Below are 20,316 nucleotides of genomic sequence, written 5' to 3'. Positions count from 1 at the left end.
ATGAGCGGCAAGCGCGGCCCCAAGTGGTCGTGGATCCTGCTGGCGGCGGTTTTCCTGATAACCGCCGCCAGCATTGCCTTTGACAAGTACAAGGCTCGGCAAGGCCCGCCGGATCCGCTGCCCTCGGAAATCAAGCCATGGTTCGGACCACGCAACCAGCTCGAACTGGAGCAGGCAGCGCAAGTTGCAGTGGATGGCGCACGCGCGCGGTTGGCGCTGAATCCTGAGGAGTGGCTGCGGCAGGAGGTACTGGCACGAGCTCTCGTCAGGCGCTTCCGCGCGACAGGCGCATATGCAGATCTCGCCGAAGCGGACGGATTGCTGGACAAGGGGATGGCGGGTGCCCCCTTCCCCGCCGGGCCGAGCCTGTCTCGCGCCGAAGTTTCGGTCCTGGCACACCGCCTCGACGCTGCCGGAAAGGGGCTCGAACGGTTCTTCGCGCAAGTGGGGGAGCCGGACGACGGCGAGTCTGCCGGCGCATGGAGCCTGAAGGGGGACATCGCCTTCCAGCGCGGCGACATGAAGGCAGCGCGCCTCGCGTTCAGCCGCGCGGAGGAATACGACAACAACGCCGCCGTTGCGTTAAGGCAATCTATGCTCGCATTGCGCACGGGCGATCCTGATCTTGCCCGCCGCCGCATCAACGCAGTGCTGCGCGCACCAAAGCTGAGCCGCTACGTCAAGTCGCAGGTCGGCTTGCAGCGGGTGACGATCGCATATGCCACGGGAGACTGGAAGGCGGCGGGCACATGGGCCCGGTTTTCCGAGCGCTTCTTCCCTGGCAGCCCGCTCGCCATGGCGCATGTCGCACAGCAGAAGGCTCTCGAAGGGGACGTGGCTGGAGCAGTTCGGCAATATGAAGCGATCTTGGCCAAGGCCCCCTTGCCGGAGATCATGGACGCGCTTGCTTTCACGCTGCGCCTGCAGGGCCGCGGCGCCGAAAGTCGGGCGTGGGCCGAGAAGGCCGGCGCGATCTGGACCGAGCGCTATAGCGTGATGCCAGAGGCGGCAGCGGCGCACGTGGTGGAGCACGAACTGGCCTTGGGCGACCCGGCCAAAGCCCTGCCAATCGCGAAGGCCGATGCACAGGCGCGACCGCACGGGGCCAGCCTGATCCTGCTGGCGCGGGCGCAGCTTCTGACCGGCGATGCCAGAGGTGCACTTGCAACGCTTGAACGTGCCGAGAAGACCGGCTGGCGGACGGCAGGACTTTACCTTGCCATGGCAGACGCCCACACCGCGCTTGGAGACACCGATGCCGCCGAAGATGCGCGGGAGGACGCGCTTGATCTCAATCCCAAGGCCACCGATCCGGCGGCGCGCTACATCTGGTTCGGTCACGATTAGGACGCTACTGACGGCGCTGGCCTGGCTTTGCCTCGCCAGCCCTGCCGCCGCGCATCTCACGCCCAACTCGGAAATCCGCCTCGATTTCGCACCGGGGCTGGTCAAGGCCGACATCGTCGTGCCGCAGGCCGAATTCGGCTACGCCACGGGATTGCCGACGGACAACAGCACGGCCAGTCTTGCCAAGGCGCAGGCGCGCGTAGTGGCCGACATGGCCGTGCTCGACGCAAATGGAAAGCCGTGGCGCGTCGCTGTGGATCGCATCGCATTCGAACAGATTGCCGGGCCGCCTGACCTGCATCTGGAGCTGTCCTTGACACCCCCGCCCGGCTCCTCGGACAGGTCGTTGCTTTGGCGCTGGCATGTCGTGACGCGGGAAGCGCCGAACCACTTTGCCCTGTTGGTGGTGGACGGGGATCTGGCGGGAGGTGTGAGTGGGGAGCGCGAACTGATTGGCGCGCTCACTGCCGGTAAATCCGAATTGCTGGTGGAGCGCGGCAAGGCGGGGCTGGGAGCGCTCTTCCTCAACGCCATGGCGCTTGGTGCCCGGCATATTGCCGAGGGCTATGATCATCTGCTGTTCCTGCTTGCGCTGCTTCTCCCTGCCCCGCTGCTCGCGGCAGGCGGACGCTGGGGCGAGGCGCGACCGGCAGCAGCCACGTTGCGCAAACTGGCGTGGATCGTCACGGCCTTCACGGTCGGTCATTCGACGACGCTCATCCTGGCCGCACTCTTCGGCGTTCGGCTTCCACCACAGCCGGTTGAAGCGGGTATCGCGCTTTCTGTTCTCATCTCGGCCATTCATGCGGCGCGGCCCGTGTTTCCCGGCAAGGAACCACTCGTTGCGGCGCTGTTTGGCCTCGTCCACGGGCTTGCCTTCGCCACGCTGGTCAGCAACTTCGGACTTGGCACGACCCCGCGCATCGTCGCCATTCTTGGCTTCAATTTGGGCATCGAGGCGGTCCAACTGGGCGTCGTCGCGGTCACTCTGCCAGTCCTGCTGATGCTTGCCCGCTGGCGATACGGCAATCGCGCGAGGCTGGTTCTGGCGGTGCTGACCGGTATCGCTGCCCTTGTCTGGCTGTCGGAGCGACTGGGCCTTTCCTGATATGGACATATCGGCCCGCGCCACCCTATCAGAAGGCTGAGGGGGCTGTGAATGATACGCGATGATGACAGCTCTGCCTTGACGCAGGGGGCAAATTCGGTGCTGGGGTCGCCGCTGCGCCTGCTGACGGGGACGCTGATCTTTGTTCTCGCCGTCTATGTCGTGTCGACGTGCGGGTTCGTCTATGCGGGCTGGCCGTTCGGCGATGCCGCCTACATGGTGCTGCTGACCGTGTTCTCCGTCGGCTATGGCGAGATCCGCCCGGTCGACACCTTGTTCCTGCGCTGGTGGACGAGCGCGACGATCATGCTGGGGTGCACCGGAATGATCGTGCTGACCGGTGCGCTGGTTCAGGTGTTCACACTCTTCCAATTCCGCCGCCTGCTGGGTCTGGACAAGATGATGACCGAAATAGAAAAGCTGACCGGCCATGTGATCATCTGCGGTTACGGCCGCATCGGCGTGCAACTGGCCAAGGCGATGACCGAGGCAAAGAAGCCTTTCCTGATCCTTGAGCGAGACCATGCCAAGGCCGAGGATGCCAAGGCGCAGGGCTTCCTGTGCATGGTTGGCGAGGCCACGCACGAGGAGACGCTCAAGGCTGCGGGGATCGCGCGGGCGAAGGTGCTGGCATCGGTCCTGCCCGACGACGCGGCGAATGTGTTCATCACGTTATCGGCGCGCAATCTCAATCCCGCAATCGAGATCATCGCCCGCGGCGAGGCGCCGACGACCGAGAACAAGCTGTTCCACGCCGGCGCCGACAAGGTGGTGATGCCCACGCATATCGGCGCCGAGCGCATTGTCGAGATGATCCTCTACCCCGCCACCGGACAGCTGGACGACATCGGCGCGGTGCGGCGCAACCTGCACGATTTCGGGCTGGACATCGAGATGGTGGAGATGGGCGCGGACAGCGCCCTCACCGGCGAGACCGTCGGCGAGGCCGAGCGACGCGGCAACGGCGCATTCTTCGTGGTGCAGATCGATCGGACGAGCGGCCAGTCGATCCAGCACCCCGGCGAGGACGTGACGCTGGAACAGGGCGACAAGGTCATGCTCGTCGTTCGCGGCAGCAGGCTGTCAGCCGGGGCGGTGTTCAGTGCGGTGAAGGCACCGGTACGGCACGGGCATTCGTTTGTGGGGTAATTGAACGCCCACCCCCTTCCCGCAGGCGGAAGGGGTCGGGGGTGGGCTTTTTCCTGTTACCCGTGGGCGCCGAAGTAGTTGGCAATGGCTACGGCGACGCGGATGTTGAGGGCGTGGGCGCGGTCGATCGGGTCGATGAAGCGGGCGCGGATGGCGCCGTAGTCCTCGCCGCGATGGTCCGGATAGTCGGTCGGCTCGTCCACCGGGAAATCGGTGATCTCGGGCTCGATCACCGGATAGGCGCGGCGCAACTGGGCCAGCGCATCGTCGACGCGCAGCGAGAGGACCATCTCCAGCACGTCCTCGCGGCTCACGTCGTTCGAACGGGCGAAGGGCGGAACCTGCACGGCGCGGATGAACATGTGCATCAGCAGCGCGAGACGCACCGATTGCAGCAGGCCGATGTTGCGGCGGTCAGCGTCCTGCGCAGCATCACGCCCGGCCTTCTGCCCCGGCACCAGCGAGAGCAGACGGTGGAGCTTCATCCAGTCTACCCGCAGGCGCGAGGTCAGGCGGCGGAATACCCCGGCCCTGTCATCCTTGGTAAGATATTCGGCAAGCGCGAGGCATGCGCCTTCCAGCGCGGTTTCGGTGCCGCGATAGGGGCGGCTGGCCCAGTAGGCGGAGTTGAACAGTTCACCGTACGCAGCCACGGTCTTGATCGAGGCGAGACCGTTGGCAGCGCGCAGCAGGCGGACCAGCTGGTTGCCGCGTTCAGACCGTCCGAGCAGTTCGGCGACCGATTCCATCTCCTCGCCAGCCGCAGTCCCCGCCCCGGCGACGACGTTCACCGGGTAGCCGATCTGCTGAAGGATGGCGTTGTGCGGGATCGCCCGGATCTGGCGCAGGCTCATCGTGCGGTCGGCGCCGATATCGGACTGGCGGCGCGAGACGCGGCTGCCGGTGCCCTTGAGCAGGCCGAGGCCGAAGGCGGTCAGAGCGCGTGAGTACGTGGCGCTTTCGAGATGTTCGCGCTGAACGCGGCGGATCGAGCGGTAGAAATCGAGGCTGAGATCGGTCCGATCGTAGAACGGGTCCTTGGCCGACAGGTCCTGATCGCGTGCCTCGTGCTCGGCAATGCGGGTGAGCGTGGCGAGGGCGAGTTCATCGTTGCGGAAGAACAGGTAGCCGTCACCACCCTGGAAGCTGGCTTCCGGCTCGATCGTCACGCCTGCGCGGGCGAAGCGACGGCGGGCCCAGCCGGAGAGCGGCCACGTGAGACGGTCGGCAAAGCCCGAGGGATGCGCGCCGCGGCCCATGGATTCGCCGTGGGTGTTGAAGATCAGCGCGGCGACGTCGGTCAGGCCATTGGCCTTCATCGCTTCGGCAAGGCGGCCCTGCAGGCGTTCGATGGCGAGCGCTGCGGGGATCTGGCCCATGAAGCGGCCAGCGTCGGAAAAGCCGGTCTGGATCGAGACGCGGCCGCGCAGGCGGGCGTAGCTGCGGTAGGATTCTTCCGAAAGCAGCGCTTCGAGGAAACGACCGCCATGTTCTAGCGCGGCCTCTGTCTCGAACAGGGGCGAGACATCGACCTTGCCTTCGATGCCGAACAGCTTGGCGAAATAGAGCGCGGCAAGCACTGTCTGCGGCTGCTCGCATTCGGCGATCAGCATGCGGATCGGCGCGTCGGCGTCGATGTGCTGGAGCATCTTCGCCATGACCAGGAACTGGCGCATCGCGGTGCTGGTTTCGATCGCCAAAGCAGCGAAGTTGACGCGCAGCGGCTTCACGTCGGCCAGCAGCTCGCGCAGACGCGACAGCGCGCTCTTGCTGCCGAGGTCCAGCGTGCCTTCGGGGTCGATCCGGCGGCGCAAGGCGTTGAGCAGCTGCGACGAGTTCACGCGGAAGTGGATCCAGCCGATGCCGAGGCCATCGGCGCGCATGGCAGCAGCGAGCGTGGCAAGCGGGATGGCCTTGGCCTCGTCCGCATTCCGCGCCTCGGTTTCCAGCGCCTCGATCAGCGGAGCAAGGCTGAGAAGCTTGGCCTCGTGGTCCGCGCTCAGGCGGTTGGCGGCAGCGGCAAGCGCTTCGGGGCTGTCGAGCGGCGAGGAGAACAGCTCGGCCATTTCCGCCGAATGGGCGTGCGCCGCATCGAGCGTGGCGAGGAGCGGGTGTGCCTCGTCGATGCCGCGCAGGGAGGCGGCGTAGCTGCCAAGGCGCAGCGCCTTTTCGCGCAGGCGGAAGGCGATGGAAGTGGTCCAGCCAATGTCGGTGCGGCCGTCCATGTCGTAGCCGACCCACGTGGCGAAGCGGAACGGCAAAGGCTTGAAATCCAGCCAGCGCCCGGGCCAGCGCTGGCGGGCGTGGCCGAGAAGCGTGGCGTTGATCGCGTCACGTGCCTTGGCGGCACGCTCGATCGCGTTGCACACCTCGACATGCTCGAATTCGAGCGTGATCTTCGGCCCCTCGTGCGGGACGGTGCAGACGGTCGAGGCCTGCGGATCGTCGGACAGGGCGGCCGTCGCCACCGCATCGGACTGTGCCGGGCTGAGCAGGAAAGTCGGGTGCGCTGTGAACACCGCGTGGAGCAGCGGCTTTTCCCAACGCTGGCGGAACTCGGAAAAGCCCGCCTCTTCCGGGTTCAGCGCCTCGATAGTGGCAAGGTTCTCGGTAGCCGCTGTGGGCGCGACGAGACGCTTGAGCCGGGCCGCGCGGCTCTTCAGCGCCTCGCATTCCAGTTCCGCGACAAGGGCATCGATGTCTGACAGCGAAAGGTCGCCACCCTCCAGCGACCGCGAAAGATCGTGGCTGAGCTGGAAGACCGGGTTGAACAGCGGCGTTTCCGCCGTCCGCTCATGGAGTTTCTGCAACCTGGCCTTGAGCTTGGCGACCGTCTTCATGGCCCTTGTATTCCCTTGAATTCGTTACTTCCCCAAAGCCGAGGCTTCGCGCGCTGCGGCTTCGATCGCTGCTTCATCGGGCGTGCCCTTGCCGACCACCCAGCTGCCACCGACGCACAGGACCGGGTCGAAACCCAGCCAATCAGGCGCGGTGGCGGCGGTAATGCCGCCGGTGGGGCAGAACTTGCACTGATAGAACGGCGCAGCGAGCGCCTTGAGCGCGGGAAGTCCACCCGACGTGGAAGCCGGGAAGAACTTGAAGTGGTTCAGGCCGAGGTCGAGACCGCGCATGATGTCGCCCGCAGAGGAAATGCCGGGCAGAAAGGGGATGCCCGATGCCACGGCGGCCTTGCCAAGATTCTCGGTCAGGCCGGGCGAGACGATGAATTCTGCGCCAGCGTCGATCGCGGCTTTCAACTCATCGGGGTTGGTGACAGTGCCCGCCCCAACGATGGCGCCTTCAACCGCCTTCATTGCATGGATGACGTCGAGAGCGGCGGGCGTGCGCAAGGTAACCTCGAGCACGCGCAGGCCGCCCTTCACGAGCGCGCGGGCGACAGGAAGCGCGTGGTCGACGTCCTCGATCACCAGAACCGGGATGACCGGCGCGGTGCGCATGATGGATTCGATCGGCTTCATGGCGTCTCCCCTGGCGCAGAACGGTTGCGCGCTTCGTTTGGTGAAGCGGACTTAACGCGACTCAGCCGGATTGTGCACCTGCTAAGGGCAGGCGCATAGCTATTCTTGGGGAACGCAGAACAACTGGAACTTCACACTGCCGAGCTGAATTGCCGCTCACCAGTGCGATAGGCGTCGAACACCGAGGCGATCGAACGGGCGTAGGGCTCGTTGCCCGACAACAGGCTCAGCACGTTGCCTTCGAGACGGGCGAGGCCGCGTGCGATAAATGGCTCCAGCCGGCTGCGGTTCATGGCCAGAAGATCGGAGTCGATCTGCGCCCTGCCCCGGCAGAGGATGTCGTTGATGATCGCGCCGCGGCGGCGATCCTCGGCCGTGCGGACCACGCCCTTCCGTCCCGGCAACTGATCGGCGCCGACCAGCATGCGATAGCGGCCGGCGTTTTTCTCGGTCTGCACGTAAAGCTCGGGGAATTCGCTGATCGATGATGCGCCAAGGCCGATGAGCACTTCGGACTGGTCTTCGGTGAAGCCCTGGAAATTGCGGCGCAGGGTGCCCGCGCGCGAGGCGATGGCAAGGTCATCGTCCTGCAGGGCGAAGTGATCGAAGCCGACCGCCTGATACCCGGCACTGATCAGGCGCTGATAGCCTTCGGCGGCCATGCGGAAGCGCGCGCGCTGGTCTGGCAGTTCGCTGGCATCGATCCGCTGCTGGCGCGGGATCATGTGGGGCACATGGGCATAGCCAAACAAGGCGAAGCGATCGGCACCCATGGCGATCGACTGGTCCAGCGTCTGGCTGAGGATATCGTCGTTCTGGAACGGCAGGCCGTACATGAGGTCAAAATTGATGGAATCGACACCGGCCTTGCGCAAGCCTGCAACCGCGCGCTCGATATCGTCACGCGGCTGGACGCGGCCAATCGCCTGCTGGACGCGGGCATCGAGCGTCTGCACCCCGAGGCTGGCCTTGATCACGCCGATGCCGCGGATCGCCATGAACCAGCCGGGCTCGAGCGTGCGGGGATCGAGCTCGATCGACAGCACCGGATTGGCGAGGCGGAAGCTGAGGGTCAACTTGTCGACGAGGCGGACGAAATCGGTCGGCTTGATGGCGTTGGGGCTGCCGCCGCCGAAGGCGATGCGCGAAACCTTGACCGACGGGTGCAGCAGGCGCGAGACCAGGTCGATCTCGTGATGCAGCGCTTCCATGTAGGCGGCGAGGCGCTGGGTCTTGTTGGCTGCGCCAGTGTTGCAGCCACAGTACCAGCATATCTCACGGCAATAAGGGATGTGGAGATAGAGCGAGACCGTGCCGCGCAGGGCCTTCAACGCTTCACGCTGCCGGTCCTCGAAGCTCTCCTCGACGAACTCGGCAGCGGTGGGATAGCTGGTGTAACGCGGAACCGGGCGTTCGAGCAGCTCTGGCCAGTAGGTCCATTGGCCGAAGACTTCAGGCCCCGTCATCATGTCAGCAGCCATCGCCTTCACCTTCTCCGTCGTCTCCATTTCCGCAACAGCTATCGGTGCCCGTGCGCTTGCGCATTGAGATATGACAAACCTTGCAGCAGGGCAGATTTTTGCTGCCATCATCCTTGGCGGGGATGCGGATCGGTATCGGTGCGCCGGTTCCGCCGCACGACGCAACCATCATGACGCTGGCGTGGCCGGGCGACGGCATGGCCATCTGCAGCACGGCCAATGGCGCGAACAGGCGCATGAGGCGGTTCATGGCTGATCCTCTTCCTCGATCAGGATGCGCGCGGCGGCGCCATCGAGATCGCTGAATTGCCCGCGCTTCAAGGCCCAGAAGAACCCGGCCAGTCCGAACAGCCCCATGCCGAGTGCGATGGGGAGCATGAAGGCGATGCCGTTCATTTCGTCTCTCCGGCAAGGCGCAGCGAATTGGCGACGACGATCAGCGAGCTGGTCGACATGGCGACGGCGGCGATCAGCGGGGTGACGTGGCCGAGAATGGCCAGCGGAACGGCCAGCACGTTGTAGCCGATGGCGAGCGCGAAGTTCTGCCGGACCACGCGCATGGTCGCCCGCGAGACGCGGATCGCGCGAGGGACGGCGAGGAGCGAGTCTCCGGTGAACACCATGTCCGCTGCCTGCCGCCCGACATCGCTGGCGGAACCCGGCGCGATCGAGGCATTGGCGGCGGCCAGCGCCGGGCCGTCGTTCAGGCCGTCGCCCGCCATCATCACCTTCCAGCCGACGCGTTGCAGGCGCTGGAGAGCCTCCTGCTTGTCGGCAGGAGAAGCTGCGGCTTGCGCCGTCAGACCGGTGGCGCGGGCTACTGCTGCCACTGCCGGGACCGAATCTCCGGAAAGGATCGAAGGATCGACTTTCAGAGCCTTCAACTGCGCCAGAGCCTCATCTGCATCGGGGCGAAGACGGTCAGCAAAGGGAATGACGCGGACGGCATCGCCTTCGATGCGGAACGCCGTGGCCATGCCCTGCGACGAGGCAGGACGGCCCAGCGCGACCGCCAGACCGTTCCAGCGGGCGGTGATGCCCTGCCCTGCTTCCTCGCGCACATCTTCGACAACTGCGGCCCGCACGCCGCGGGCACCAAGGGCTTGCACCAGGCCGAGCGACAGCGGGTGGCGGCTATGGCTGGCAAGGGCCATGACGACCGAGCCTTGCGCTTTCGTCAATGCGCCGAGCGCGACTTCGTCCGGCACGGGGCGTCCGAGCGTGAGCGTACCGGTCTTGTCGAGCAGGATACGGTTGACCTCGGCCATGCGTTCGAGCGCGGAGCCGTCCTTGACCAGAATGCCGCGCTTCAGCAGCGCGCCTGCCGCTACGACTTGCGCTACCGGGACGGCAAGGCCGAGCGCGCAGGGGCAGGTGATGATCAGCACCGCAATGGCGATGACCAGCGACTGGTAGACGCCAGCGCCCGCGATCATCCATCCGGCAAAGGTGAGCGCCGCCAGCGTGTGGACAGCAGGGGCATAGAGGCGCGAGGCGCGATCGGCGATGCGCACGAACTTCGAGCGCGATTGCCCGGCTGCTTCCATCAGGCGGGCGATTTCGGACAGGGCGGTATCTCGCCCGATGGCGGTAACGCGCACGTCGACCGGTGCATCGACGTTCAGTGTCCCGGCGTGAACGACCGTGCCGGGCGCGGCCTCGACCGGTGCGCTTTCGCCAGTCAGCAGCGACTGGTCGAAGCGCGTCGTGCCGCGCAGGACTTCGCCATCGGCGGCGAGGCGTTCGCCCGCCGCGACGCGCATGAGCATGCCGGGCTGCAGCGATTTCGTGTCGAGCCAGCGGGTTGCGCCATCCGCCTCAACGACCATCGTGCCACTGGCGACCTGGCGCAACAGGGCATCGACGCCCGAACGCGCGCGATCGCGCATCATCGCATCGAGTACGCGCCCTGCCAGCAGGAACATCAGCAGCATGAGCACGCCGTCGAACCAGGCCTCTGCCCCGCCGGTCAGGGTTTCGTAGAACGACAATCCGGTGGCGATGGTCACGCCGATGGAGATCGGCACGTCCATGTTGGTCCTGCCATGGCGCAGCACCTTCCAGGCCGAAGCGAAGAACGGGCGGCCGGCATAGACGATGGCGGGCACCCCGATCATCGCCGAGACCCAGTGAAACAGCGATCGCGTCGTCCCGTCGGCGCCAGACCAGACGCTGACCGACATGAGCATGACGTTCATGCAGGCAAAGGCGGCAACGCCGAGTGGGGCGAGAAGTGGCCTGACGGCCGAAACGGGTTCGGCCTCGATCTCGCGCGGCTGCGCATCGAAACCGGTAGCTGCGAGCGTCGCCACGAGCGTTGGCGGCTCGACCTCCGGGGCGTGGATGACTTCCACCGTCCGTGCGGTCAGGTTGGTTCTTGCGCTGGCCACCCCGTCGAGCGCGGCGAGCGCGCGCTCGACCTTGCCCATGCAGCCGGCGCAGTGCATGCCCGGCACGGCGAGGACAGTGTGGACTGCATCGTCAGGGACAGCGCGAAGGCGGGCGGCGACGGTCACAGCACTTCACCTACGGCGCGCCACACCTTGCCTTCGGCCTGGACCATGACCCGCAAGCGCCAGCGACCGGCTTCGAGCGGGGCGGCGTAAGTGCCCGGTGCAAGTTCGTGCAAGGTCAGGTCGGTCTCCGGACGCTGGCCGAGCGGATGTTCGGCAACGGCAGAGACCTTGGCGGCAGCGATGGCGCTGCCCTTGCTGTCGCGCAATGTGATCGCCGCCCTGCCTTGCTCGTCGCGGGCGATGTCGGCTTTCCAGCCGAGCGCCTGCTCAGCGCTGGCTTCCTTGAGCCAGCCGTTGAACTGCTGGCTGGCAACGTAGGAATTCTCGACCACCACCCCGCCGAAAGTGTCCGTGGCAAGCCGCGCCATGAGGACGTTGACCGCGATGACCACGCCGAAGAAGCTGACGAGGATCAGGGTGATGTGCTTGCCGGTGAACGGGCGAGCGGTACGGCTGTTCTGGGTCATTCGCCGTGTCCTTCAGGGAGGGTGAAGCTGGTTTCGCTGCGGTCCATGCCGCCTTCGTCATCGGGGGCCGTGAGGACGAAGGCGAATTCGCCGTGGCCCCTGTCATGATGGCCTTCACCGTGGCCGTCGCGGCGGTGTTCGCCATGTTCACCACGGCGCCGGGCAACGACGTAGATGCGCAGGCGCTGCGTGGTGTCGGCGGGGACGCGGAAGGTGAGATCGCGCTTGGCAGCGGCTGCGTCCATCTCGTCGGTGAACATGGCAGCGCCTTCAAGGCCTTCCAACGCGACGCGGAAGGTGCGCGGGCGCTCTTCCATGTTGCGCAGCTTGATCGTGTAGGCGTTGCGGATTGTCCCGTCAGACAGCGTCACGAACTCGGGATTGCGGTCCTTGGCCACCGAAATGTCGAGACGGGCGCGCTGGCCAAGGGCGAAGAGCATTGCCGCGCCGATCGCCGACCACACCCCGAGATAGATCAGCGTGCGCGGACGGAAGATGGTCTTGAGGACCGGGGTGGGCTCCTCGCCCTTCTTCTCCTTTTCGGCATCGACCAGCGTGCAGTAGTCGATCAGTCCGCGCGCGCGACCGACGTCGGCCATGGCCTTGTCGCAGGCGTCGATGCACAGCGCGCAAGTGATGCAGCCGATCTGCGGCCCCTCGCGGATGTCTATGCCGGTCGGGCATACGGCGACGCACTGCATACAGTCGATGCAGTCACCCAGCGGAGTGGCAGCCTTGACCGCGCTCTTGACCGAGCCGCGCGGCTCGCCGCGCCAGTCCTTGTAGGTGACGATCAGGCTCTTCTCGTCGAGCATCGCGGTCTGGATGCGCGGCCAGGGGCACATGTAGATGCAGACCTGTTCGCGCATGAAGCCGCCGAAGATGAAGGTCGTCATCGTCAGGACGAATGTGGTCGCATAGGCGACAGGAGCGGCAGTGCCGGTCCAGAATTCGTATTGCAGCGTCGGTGCGTCGGCGAAGTAGAAGATCCAGGCCCCGCCCGTGGCGAAGCTGATGGCGAGGTAGATGGTCCACTTCAGCGCGCGCTTGCCGATCTTGCCGGCTGTCCACGGCGCCTTCTGCAGGCGCAGCTGGGCGTTGCGGTCGCCATCGATGAAGCGATCGACGTGCTGGAACAGGTCCGTCCACACCGTCTGCGGGCAGGCATAGCCGCACCAGGCGCGACCCACCGCCGAGGTGACGAGGAACAGGCCGATCCCGGCCATGATCAGCAGGCCTGCCACGAAGTAGAATTCATGCGGCCAGATTTCGATATCGAACATGAAGAACCGGCGGTGCGCCAGATCGATCAGCACCGCCTGGTCGGGGGCATAGGGGCCGCGGTTCCACCGAATCCACGGCGTGCCCCAGTAAATGCCCAGGCACACGATCATGACCAGCCACTTGAAGCGGCGGAACGGTCCGTTGATAGCCTTCGGGAAAACGCCTTTCCGCTTTTCGTAGAGGCCGATTTCGTTCGAGTGGTCCGCGCGGAGTTTGGGATCGTGCGCAGTCATGACCGTGTTGTCCTGTGTTCGGGTTATTTGGCAGCGGCAGGGGCTGCGGCAGGAGCGGGAGCTTCCTCGCCGCCGCCCAGCGAATGGACGTAAGTGGCCAGCATCTTCACCGTCACCGGATCGAGACGCGTGCCCCACGATGGCATCACGCCGTACCGGGCGTTCGTCACCGTCTGGGTCAGCGCCTTGCGGTCACCACCGTAGAGCCAGATCGCATCGCTGAGCTTGGGCGCGCCAAAAGCCCGATCGCCTTCACCGCTGGCGCCATGACAAGCGACGCAGTTTGCGGCGTAGATCTCGGCGCCGCGCTGCGAGGAACCGCTCGGCTTCTCCTGCGCGCTGATCACCCGGACATGGCTGACCACGTCCTGCACTTGGGCCGGCGTCAGGATGCCATCGCGCCCGAAGGCCGGCATCTGACTCATGCGGGTGGCGTCGTCGCCGGGCTGGCGCACGCCGTGGACGAGCGTCTGGTGGACCGTGGCGACATCGCCGCCCCACAGCCAGTCGTCGTCATTGAGGTTGGGATAGCCCGCACTGCCAGCGGCGCCATTGCCGTGACACTGGATGCAGTTGACCTTGAACGCAGCGCGGCCACCGTCGATCGCGGCGCGGCGCAGGCGCGGATCAGCGGCGATCTGTTCGATCGAGGCCTTGTCGAGTTCGGCCAAGAGCCCCGCCTTGCGCGCGGCTTCTGCCTTCATCTCCTGGTCGAGCTGGCCGCGGCTGGTCCAGCCGAATGTTCCCGCCGTCGCCTTGTCGATCATCGGCCAGGCCGGGTAGACCACGCAGTAGGCGATGGAGAAGACGATCGTGGCGTAGAAGGACCACAGCCACCAGCGCGGCAGGGGATTGTTCAGTTCCTCGATGCCGTCCCATTCGTGGCCGACGGTTTCGACGCCGGTTGCGTCGTCGATGCGCCCTCCGGCGGAGGCCGGAATCTTGTTAGACTCAGACATCGGTTTCGTCCTTGAAGATCGAGTTCGCAGCCTCGCGGTTCAGCGGCTTGGCGCCGGGGCGGAACGGCCATGCGCTCAACCCCACGAAAATGGCCGTCATCACCAGCAGGCCCCAGCTGTCAGCGAGATGCCGCAGCATGTCGTAAGTGGAGTGGGTGCTCATCGGCCCTTCTCCTTGGCGAGCTTCTCCTGCGCGGCAGGGGCGTTCACGTCGACAAGCGTGCCCAGCATCTGGAGATAGGCGACAAGCGCATCCATCTCGGTCAGACGCGTCGGATCGCCGTCAAAGTCGCGCGCCTGCGCCTTGGGGTAGCGCTTGAGCAGATCGGTCGCGTCTGCGTTCGGATCGGCCTGGGCCTTGAGGTCCTCGTTGGCCTTCTCGATGTCGGTCTTCGAATAGGGCACGCCGACCTGGTAGAGCGTGCGCAACTCTGCCGTCATGTCGCCCGGGTTCAGGTCATGCTCGGCAAGGTGCGCGTACGTCGGCATGATCGATTCCGGCACCACGGCGCGCGGATCCTTGAGGTGCTGCACGTGCCATTCATCGGAATAGCGATTGCCGACGCGGGCAAGGTCAGGCCCGGTACGCTTCGAGCCCCACTGGAACGGATGGTCGTACATCGATTCCGCTGCAAGGCTGTAGTGGCCGTAGCGTTCGACCTCGTCACGGAACGGACGGATCATCTGGCTATGGCAGGTGTAGCAGCCTTCGCGGACGTAGATGTCGCGCCCGGCCTGCTCGAGCGGGGTGTAGGGGCGCATGCCGTCCACCTTCTCGATCGTGTTGTCGATCCAGAACAGCGGGGCGATCTCGACGATGCCGCCCACGGTCACTGCCGCGAAGGCCGCGAGCCCGAGGAGCGTCACGTTGCGCTCCAGTTTCTTGTGCTTTTCCACGATTGTCGTCATGGGATTTTCTCCGGATGCGTCTGATCAGGCTGCGGCAGGCGCGGCGAGGATCGGACGGTCCTTTTCGGGATCGTAGGGGGCGTCGCTCATCGGTGCTTCGTCACGCAGCGCCCCAAGGATCGTGCGCCAGACGTTGACGGTCATGACCACGGCTCCTGCGAGGTAAAGCAGGCCACCGAATGCGCGCAGAAAGAACATCGGCTTCAGCGCAAGGACGGTTTCGGCAAAGCTGTTCACCAGGTAGCCGTCGGCACCATATTCGCGCCACATCAGGCCCTGGGTGATGCCTGCCACCCACATCGAGGCGGCGTAGAAGACGATGCCCACGGTCGCGAGCCAGAAGTGCCAGTTGACCATGCGCAGCGAGTAGAGCCGTTCACGGTTCCACAGGCGCGGCACGAGGTAATAGACCGCCGCGAAGGTGATCATGCCGTTCCAGCCCAGCGCGCCGGAGTGGACGTGGCCGATGGTCCAGTCGGTATAGTGCGACAGGCTGTTCACCGACTTGATCGACATCATCGGGCCTTCGAAGGTGCTCATGCCATAGAAGGCGAGCGCCATGACCATCATGCGGATGATCGGATCGGTTCGGACCTTGTCCCAGGCGCCGTTGAGCGTCATCAGGCCGTTGATCATGCCGCCCCAGCTCGGCATCCACAGCATGACCGAGAAGACCATGCCCAGCGTCTGCGCCCAGTCGGGCAGCGCGGTGTAGTGAAGGTGGTGCGGACCCGCCCAGATGTAGAGGAAGATCAGCGCCCAGAAGTGGATGATCGACAGGCGGTAGGAATAGACCGGGCGTTCGGCCTGCTTCGGAACAAAGTAGTACATCATCGCCAAGAAGCCGGCGGTGAGGAAGAAGCCGACCGCGTTGTGGCCGTACCACCACTGCACCAGCGCGCCCTGCACACCGGCAAAGATCGGGTAGCTGCGGCTGCCGACGAAGCTGACCGGCCAGTTCAGGTTGTTGACGATGTGCAGCATCGCCACGGTCACGATGAACGACAGGTAGAACCAGTTGGCGACATAGATATGCGGTTCGGTGCGCTTGACGATCGTACCGACGAAGACCGCGAGGTAGGCCACCCAGACGATGGTCAGCCACAGGTCGACGTACCATTCGGGCTCGGCATATTCCTTGCCCTGCGTGATGCCGAGCAGATAGCCGGTTGCCGCCAGCACGATGAACAGCTGGTATCCCCAGAACACGAAACGGGCGAGGCCGGGGAAGGCCAGCCTCGCCCGGCAAGTACGCTGCACGACGTAGAACGACGTGGCGATCAGCGCGTTGCCTCCGAAAGCGAAGATGACCGCAGAGGTGTGCAGCGGGCGCAGGCGGCCGAACGCGGTCCATTCAAGACCGAGGTTCAGGACCGGCAGCGCCAGCTGCAGTGCGATGTAGAGCCCTGCCAGGAACCCTGCCATGCCCCAGAAGACGGTCGCGATCACGCCCCAGCGGATCACGTCGTCGTCGTAGCGGCCCTGATCAGGTGCGAGGATGGCCTTCGACAGATCCACCCCGCGCAGCGTGACGATCAGCCCGATGATGCAGGCCAGTGCCACGATGCCCATGTGGATCGCGAAACCCGTGTCGACGGCTGCAGCGCAGGCGGCGACGGCGATAAAGAGCGCAACGAGCCAGAGGCCCGAGCGCGATAGTGCCGATTCCATGGAGCCTTCCCTTCCATGAGTGATGTGCATGCCGCGCTGCACCCAAGGGCGGGGAGGAACATTGACCAGAGTCAAATCGCGCAAAATCAGCCTTATACTTTGGTCGTAGATCGCGTTTTCGCATTTTTGCGCTTCGTCAATGTCTCGTGATTCGGTGCGGTGCATCAGGCTGTCCAAGCCACGGACGATCTGGGGCCAGCGAGGGGCTGGCCATCCGTGGTGCAGGACAAGACCGATGAAGAAGCTGATTACCGCCGCCCTGCCCCTGGCCTTCGCAGCCGCCGCTCTTGCACCGGCATCGGCCCTTGCCGGCTCGGCCGAAGGCAAGCTGCAGGTCAAGGTGCTCGGCACTGGCGTGCTTCCGGACGGCAAGATCGTGGAAGTGAAGAAAGACCCCCTGGGCCTGACCACCGGCGCGCAGACCAAGGCCAACGACAACTATGTGCCGACCCTTGCGGTCGAGTATTTTCTGACGCCCAACGTCTCGGCCGAGACGATCTGCTGCTTCACCCAGCACCATGTCAGCGGCGTGGGCGCCCTGGCCCCAGCCACCAACATCGTCGACCACGTGCTGGTGCTGCCGGCCACGCTGACGCTGAAGTATCACCTGCCGATGGGCGGCGGGATCAAGCCATATGTGGGCGCCGGTCCGTCGATGTTTCTGATCTTCGGTGAAAAGCCTGGTTCGAGCATCACTGGCCTGGGCGTGACCAAGGTCAAGATGTCCAACGAAGTGGGCTTTGCCCTTCAGGCGGGGGTGGACATTCCGGTCAACGACAAGGGTCTCGGTGTCAGCATCGATGCCAAGAAGTATTTCCAGGACACGACCGCCCACTTCTATGCCGGAAATGCCGAAGTCCTGACCACCAAGCACTCGCTTGACCCGTGGGTCGTGAGCGCGGGACTCGCATACCGCTTCTGACGAAATCCCCTTCCCGTCCGGCGCCCCCCACGCGCGCCGGATCAGGGGACGGCGGGCAGGAAATCACGAGGTTCTGGGATCGCCTCGCTGGTTTTCTGCCCGCCACTTTTTTGTTTGTTCAACTTACAAATCCCAACAATTCCGGGCATTTCAGGCCTGTTGCGCCGCAGCCACAGGTGTGGCTGAATAGGCGGAACTTCCCCAAAGCCTGATTGCGCCGAACCGTTGCTCTAGCGCATGGGAACTCCAGCACTTGTCAACGAACAAGTTGCCATCGCAACTACAGTTGCGCCATTTCGGGAGGATACAACAATGGCTAACCCAGCCCGCATTCGCAGGATTCTGCTCTCGTCCGTCGCCTCGCTGGTGATCGCGACGCCCGCCCTCGCCCAGTCCGCCGATGAAGCACAGGCTGAAGACGGCAGCACCGGCAACGAAATCGTCGTCACCGCAACCAAGCGCGCCCAGACGATCCAAGAAGTGCCGTTCTCGGTGAACGCGCAGACCGCAGCCGACATCGAGAAGACCGGCGCCAGCTCGATCGAAGACATCTCGCGCTCGGTCGCCGGCCTCACTGTCCAGAACCTCGGGCCCGGCCAGAGCCAGGTTTCCGTGCGCGGCGTATCGGCAGGCCAGATCGTCCGCGACCAGCCGGGCGTGAAGGAACAGGTCGGCATCTATCTCGACGAATCCGTCACCTCGCTGTCGCTGTTCACACCTGATTTCGACCTGTTCGACCTCAACCGCGTGGAAACGCTGCGCGGGCCGCAGGGCACGCTGTTCGGTTCGGGTTCGGTGGGCGGTACCGTCCGCTACATCACCAACCAGCCCAAGCTGGGCCAGACCGAAGGCCAGGTCGCCGCTGACGTCAACGTGCTCGACGGCGGCGATGTCGGCTATTCGGCCAAGGGCGCCGTCAACGTGCCGCTGGGCGAGAACGCCGCGCTGCGCGTGGTCGGGTATGGCGAGCACTTTGCCGGCTTTATCAACGCAGTCGGCCCCGCGGCCGGCAAGAACATCAACGACGGCGAGCGCTACGGCGTTCGCGCAGCAGTGCTGTTCGAGCCTGTTGCTGGCGTGAAGATCACGCCGCGCATCGTCTACCAGGACATCAAGACCAACGGCTTCAACCGCGCGGACGTGTACCACTTCTACCAGAGCCCGCTGGCTGGCGCTCCCGCGCTGCCGGAAAACACGCAGTATCTGAAGCTGCGCGAAGGCTTCCGCGACAAGACCACCTTGGCTGACCTCACGATCTCGGCTCCAGTTTCGGATTCGATCGAGGTCACCAGCGTCACGACCTATATCAACCGCGATATTCTGGTTAGCCGCGATGCTTCGGCCCTGACCGGCTCGGTCTCGGTCTCGTTCGCCGGTTTGGAACCGCTTGTGGCGCCGGGCGCAAACCTGCCTTCGAACCTGCGCGATGGCACCAAGCTGAAGACCTGGACCCAGGAAGTGCGCCTGGCCTCGTCAGGCAAGGGCCCACTCCAGTGGGTACTTGGCGGGTTCTACAGCAAGATCGACCGTAAATACGCCCAGCGCCTGCCCACCCCGGGTTACGACGCCTTCGGAAACCTGTTCCTTGCCGCCCTGTGCCAAGCCGAAAACACGTGCCGCGTTCCCAACGCCAATCCGGCTTTGCGTACCCCGTTCGTGTCGACCGACGCTGCGATCGCCAACGGGTTCCCCGCGAACTCGCCTTACAATGCCGATATCCCATACGACATCGAGCAGTTCGCGATCTTCGGTGAAGCCAGCTACAAGATCGGCGACTTCAAGATGACCGCAGGCGGTCGCTATTACGACTTCAAGGAATCGCGCGATTTCATCTCGGGCGGCGTCTTCGCCAACGGTGACCGCCGGATTGCCGACAAGACCAAGAGCGACGGGTTTAATCCCCGCTTCATCGTCAGCTATCAGCCGAGCCGGGATCTTTCGATCAACCTGCAGGCTTCGAAAGGCTTCCGCCTTGGTGGCGTGAACGACCCGCTGAACCTGCCGCTCTGCTCGGCCAACGACAAGGTCATCTTCGGTAACAGCCAGACCTACAAGGACGAGACCCTTTGGAACTACGAGGCCGGTGTGAAGCTCGCCAGCGGCCCCGTCACCTTCAATGCGGCGGCGTTCTACAACGATATCCGCAACCTGCAGGTCACGGCCGACGCCGGAAGCTGCTCGTCGCGCGTGGTGTTCAACGTGCCAAAGGCGCACACCACCGGTGTCGAAATGGAACTCGCTGCCGACCTCGGCATGGGCTTCTCGCTCGCAGTCAACGGCTCGGTGATCGAATCGCAGTTCGACAGCAGCGTCAAGGACGGCACTGGCGCGATCATCGCGGGCATCCGTGACGGCAACCGCCTGCCGACCGTGCCGAAGTTCCAGATGTCGGCAACAGCCGGTTACACCACTGAAGTGTCTAGCGGCATGGAGTTGTCGGCCAATGCCAGCTTCCAGCATGTCGGCAACCGCTTCACCCAGCCCTCGGATCAAGAGGCCGGCGCAGGCGTGTTCGGCAACTCGCTGTTCTTCAATCCGGCAACCGGCGCCTACGGCAGCGGCGCCTACAACTTCGGATCGTATCAGCTTCCAAGCTACAACCTCGTCAACATCTCGGCGGGTCTGAACTGGGAGAACGGCCTGTCAGTTCTGGTCTATGCCAACAACCTGTTCAACGAAACGCCGCTGCTCTCGCTCGACCGAGAACGCGGTGGCCGCGCACGCCTCGGCTACAACGTCGGCACGCCGCGCAAGATCGGCATGACCGTGCGCAAGTCGTTCTGATCCTTCG

Annotated in this window: 17 protein-coding genes; 5 read left to right on the top strand and 12 right to left on the bottom strand. The window is 64.8% G+C overall.

Features of this window, described 5'->3' with window-relative positions; translation table 11 throughout:
- The 3 genes from IM701_RS05260 to IM701_RS05250 are packed head-to-tail and all read left to right on the top strand — an operon-like array spanning position 1 to position 3,604.
- Positions 1-1,347: a hypothetical protein gene (locus IM701_RS05260; RefSeq protein WP_193828001.1), complete on the top strand. Its 1,347-nt coding sequence runs from the start codon at positions 1-3 to the stop codon at positions 1,345-1,347.
- Complete coding sequence (locus IM701_RS05255; protein WP_193828000.1) at positions 1,286-2,455, top strand: HupE/UreJ family protein; 1,170 nt, start codon at positions 1,286-1,288, stop codon at positions 2,453-2,455. The genes IM701_RS05260 and IM701_RS05255 overlap by 62 nt, the downstream gene beginning before the upstream one ends.
- A 51-nt stretch (positions 2,456-2,506) precedes the next feature.
- Positions 2,507-3,604 (top strand): TrkA family potassium uptake protein, encoded by a 1,098-nt coding sequence (locus IM701_RS05250; RefSeq protein WP_193827999.1) that lies wholly within the window; start codon positions 2,507-2,509, stop codon positions 3,602-3,604.
- Positions 3,605-3,660: 56 nt separating this feature from the next.
- On the opposite strand, the gene IM701_RS05245 is transcribed toward IM701_RS05250, so the two are convergent.
- The 12 genes from IM701_RS05245 to ccoN form a co-directional block, all read right to left on the bottom strand.
- Entirely contained in the window at positions 3,661-6,444 is a 2,784-nt protein-coding gene (locus IM701_RS05245; RefSeq protein ID WP_193827998.1) for a phosphoenolpyruvate carboxylase, read from the bottom strand.
- Positions 6,445-6,468: 24 nt separating this feature from the next.
- On the bottom strand, positions 6,469-7,083 hold the full coding sequence (eda, locus tag IM701_RS05240) for a bifunctional 4-hydroxy-2-oxoglutarate aldolase/2-dehydro-3-deoxy-phosphogluconate aldolase (RefSeq protein WP_039335137.1): 615 nt from the start codon (positions 7,081-7,083) through the stop codon (positions 6,469-6,471).
- A gap of 131 nt (positions 7,084-7,214) precedes the next feature.
- Positions 7,215-8,564, bottom strand: a complete 1,350-nt coding sequence (hemN, locus tag IM701_RS05235; RefSeq protein ID WP_230487808.1) for an oxygen-independent coproporphyrinogen III oxidase — start codon at positions 8,562-8,564, stop codon at positions 7,215-7,217.
- On the bottom strand, positions 8,554-8,814 hold the full coding sequence (locus IM701_RS05230; RefSeq protein ID WP_039335139.1) for a hypothetical protein: 261 nt from the start codon (positions 8,812-8,814) through the stop codon (positions 8,554-8,556). The genes hemN and IM701_RS05230 overlap by 11 nt, the downstream gene beginning before the upstream one ends.
- Positions 8,811-8,960 carry a cbb3-type cytochrome oxidase assembly protein CcoS gene (ccoS, locus tag IM701_RS05225; protein ID WP_039335141.1) on the bottom strand — a complete coding sequence of 50 codons (150 nt, stop codon included), beginning with the start codon at positions 8,958-8,960 and terminating at the stop codon, positions 8,811-8,813. The genes IM701_RS05230 and ccoS overlap by 4 nt, the downstream gene beginning before the upstream one ends.
- Entirely contained in the window at positions 8,957-11,080 is a 2,124-nt protein-coding gene (locus IM701_RS05220) for a heavy metal translocating P-type ATPase (RefSeq protein WP_230487807.1), read from the bottom strand. The genes ccoS and IM701_RS05220 overlap by 4 nt, the downstream gene beginning before the upstream one ends.
- Positions 11,077-11,547 (bottom strand): FixH family protein, encoded by a 471-nt coding sequence (locus IM701_RS05215; protein WP_193827997.1) that lies wholly within the window; start codon positions 11,545-11,547, stop codon positions 11,077-11,079. Before IM701_RS05215 ends, IM701_RS05220 begins: the two co-directional genes overlap by 4 nt.
- A complete protein-coding gene (ccoG, locus tag IM701_RS05210) occupies positions 11,544-13,064 on the bottom strand; it encodes a cytochrome c oxidase accessory protein CcoG (RefSeq protein ID WP_193827996.1) in 1,521 nt (506 codons plus the stop codon). The genes IM701_RS05215 and ccoG overlap by 4 nt, the downstream gene beginning before the upstream one ends.
- 23 nt (positions 13,065-13,087) lie before the next feature.
- Entirely contained in the window at positions 13,088-14,023 is a 936-nt protein-coding gene (gene ccoP / locus IM701_RS05205) for a cytochrome-c oxidase, cbb3-type subunit III (protein WP_193827995.1), read from the bottom strand.
- A complete protein-coding gene (locus IM701_RS05200) occupies positions 14,016-14,186 on the bottom strand; it encodes a cbb3-type cytochrome c oxidase subunit 3 (RefSeq protein ID WP_039335150.1) in 171 nt (56 codons plus the stop codon). Before IM701_RS05200 ends, ccoP begins: the two co-directional genes overlap by 8 nt.
- Positions 14,183-14,932, bottom strand: coding sequence for a cytochrome-c oxidase, cbb3-type subunit II (gene ccoO / locus IM701_RS05195; RefSeq protein ID WP_193827994.1), 750 nt, complete (start codon positions 14,930-14,932; stop codon positions 14,183-14,185). The genes IM701_RS05200 and ccoO overlap by 4 nt, the downstream gene beginning before the upstream one ends.
- 24 nt (positions 14,933-14,956) lie before the next feature.
- Positions 14,957-16,603 carry a cytochrome-c oxidase, cbb3-type subunit I gene (gene ccoN, locus IM701_RS05190; protein WP_062343625.1) on the bottom strand — a complete coding sequence of 549 codons (1,647 nt, stop codon included), beginning with the start codon at positions 16,601-16,603 and terminating at the stop codon, positions 14,957-14,959.
- A 235-nt stretch (positions 16,604-16,838) separates the two neighbouring features.
- On the opposite strand from ccoN, the gene IM701_RS05185 reads away from it, so the two are divergent.
- Both IM701_RS05185 and IM701_RS05180 read left to right on the top strand, forming a co-directional pair.
- The gene (locus IM701_RS05185; RefSeq protein WP_193827993.1) at positions 16,839-17,525 is read left to right on the top strand and encodes an OmpW family protein; all 687 of its coding nucleotides are present in this window, start codon (positions 16,839-16,841) and stop codon (positions 17,523-17,525) included.
- A gap of 312 nt (positions 17,526-17,837) precedes the next feature.
- Positions 17,838-20,309, top strand: coding sequence for a TonB-dependent receptor (locus tag IM701_RS05180; protein WP_039335155.1), 2,472 nt, complete (start codon positions 17,838-17,840; stop codon positions 20,307-20,309).
- Positions 20,310-20,316 lie beyond the last annotated feature (7 nt).

The sequence above is a fragment of the Novosphingobium sp. ES2-1 genome (genome assembly GCF_015169775.1).
In the GTDB taxonomy this organism is placed as follows: Bacteria; Pseudomonadota; Alphaproteobacteria; order Sphingomonadales; family Sphingomonadaceae; genus Novosphingobium; species Novosphingobium subterraneum.
The sequence above is the reverse complement of the archived record's forward strand: the minus strand, read 5'-3'. Positions and strand labels throughout refer to the sequence as shown.

Bases quoted from the DNA above. Each gene is read 5' to 3' on its own strand.
- IM701_RS05260 (WP_193828001.1), top strand. From the start codon at position 1: ATGAGCGGCAAGCGCGGCCCCAAGTGGTCGTGGATCCTGCTGGCGGCG.
- IM701_RS05185 (WP_193827993.1), top strand. From the start codon at position 16,839: ATGAAGAAGCTGATTACCGCCGCCCTGCCCCTGGCCTTCGCAGCCGCC.
- hemN (WP_230487808.1), bottom strand. From the start codon at position 8,564: ATGGCTGCTGACATGATGACGGGGCCTGAAGTCTTCGGCCAATGGACC.
- ccoP (WP_193827995.1), bottom strand. From the start codon at position 14,023: ATGTCTGAGTCTAACAAGATTCCGGCCTCCGCCGGAGGGCGCATCGAC.
- ccoN (WP_062343625.1), bottom strand. From the start codon at position 16,603: ATGGAATCGGCACTATCGCGCTCGGGCCTCTGGCTCGTTGCGCTCTTT.
- IM701_RS05245 (WP_193827998.1), bottom strand. From the start codon at position 6,444: ATGAAGACGGTCGCCAAGCTCAAGGCCAGGTTGCAGAAACTCCATGAG.
- IM701_RS05230 (WP_039335139.1), bottom strand. From the start codon at position 8,814: ATGAACCGCCTCATGCGCCTGTTCGCGCCATTGGCCGTGCTGCAGATG.
- IM701_RS05215 (WP_193827997.1), bottom strand. From the start codon at position 11,547: ATGACCCAGAACAGCCGTACCGCTCGCCCGTTCACCGGCAAGCACATC.
- eda (WP_039335137.1), bottom strand. From the start codon at position 7,083: ATGAAGCCGATCGAATCCATCATGCGCACCGCGCCGGTCATCCCGGTT.
- ccoG (WP_193827996.1), bottom strand. From the start codon at position 13,064: ATGACTGCGCACGATCCCAAACTCCGCGCGGACCACTCGAACGAAATC.
- IM701_RS05200 (WP_039335150.1), bottom strand. From the start codon at position 14,186: ATGAGCACCCACTCCACTTACGACATGCTGCGGCATCTCGCTGACAGC.
- IM701_RS05250 (WP_193827999.1), top strand. From the start codon at position 2,507: ATGATACGCGATGATGACAGCTCTGCCTTGACGCAGGGGGCAAATTCG.
- IM701_RS05180 (WP_039335155.1), top strand. From the start codon at position 17,838: ATGGCTAACCCAGCCCGCATTCGCAGGATTCTGCTCTCGTCCGTCGCC.
- ccoS (WP_039335141.1), bottom strand. From the start codon at position 8,960: ATGAACGGCATCGCCTTCATGCTCCCCATCGCACTCGGCATGGGGCTG.
- ccoO (WP_193827994.1), bottom strand. From the start codon at position 14,932: ATGACGACAATCGTGGAAAAGCACAAGAAACTGGAGCGCAACGTGACG.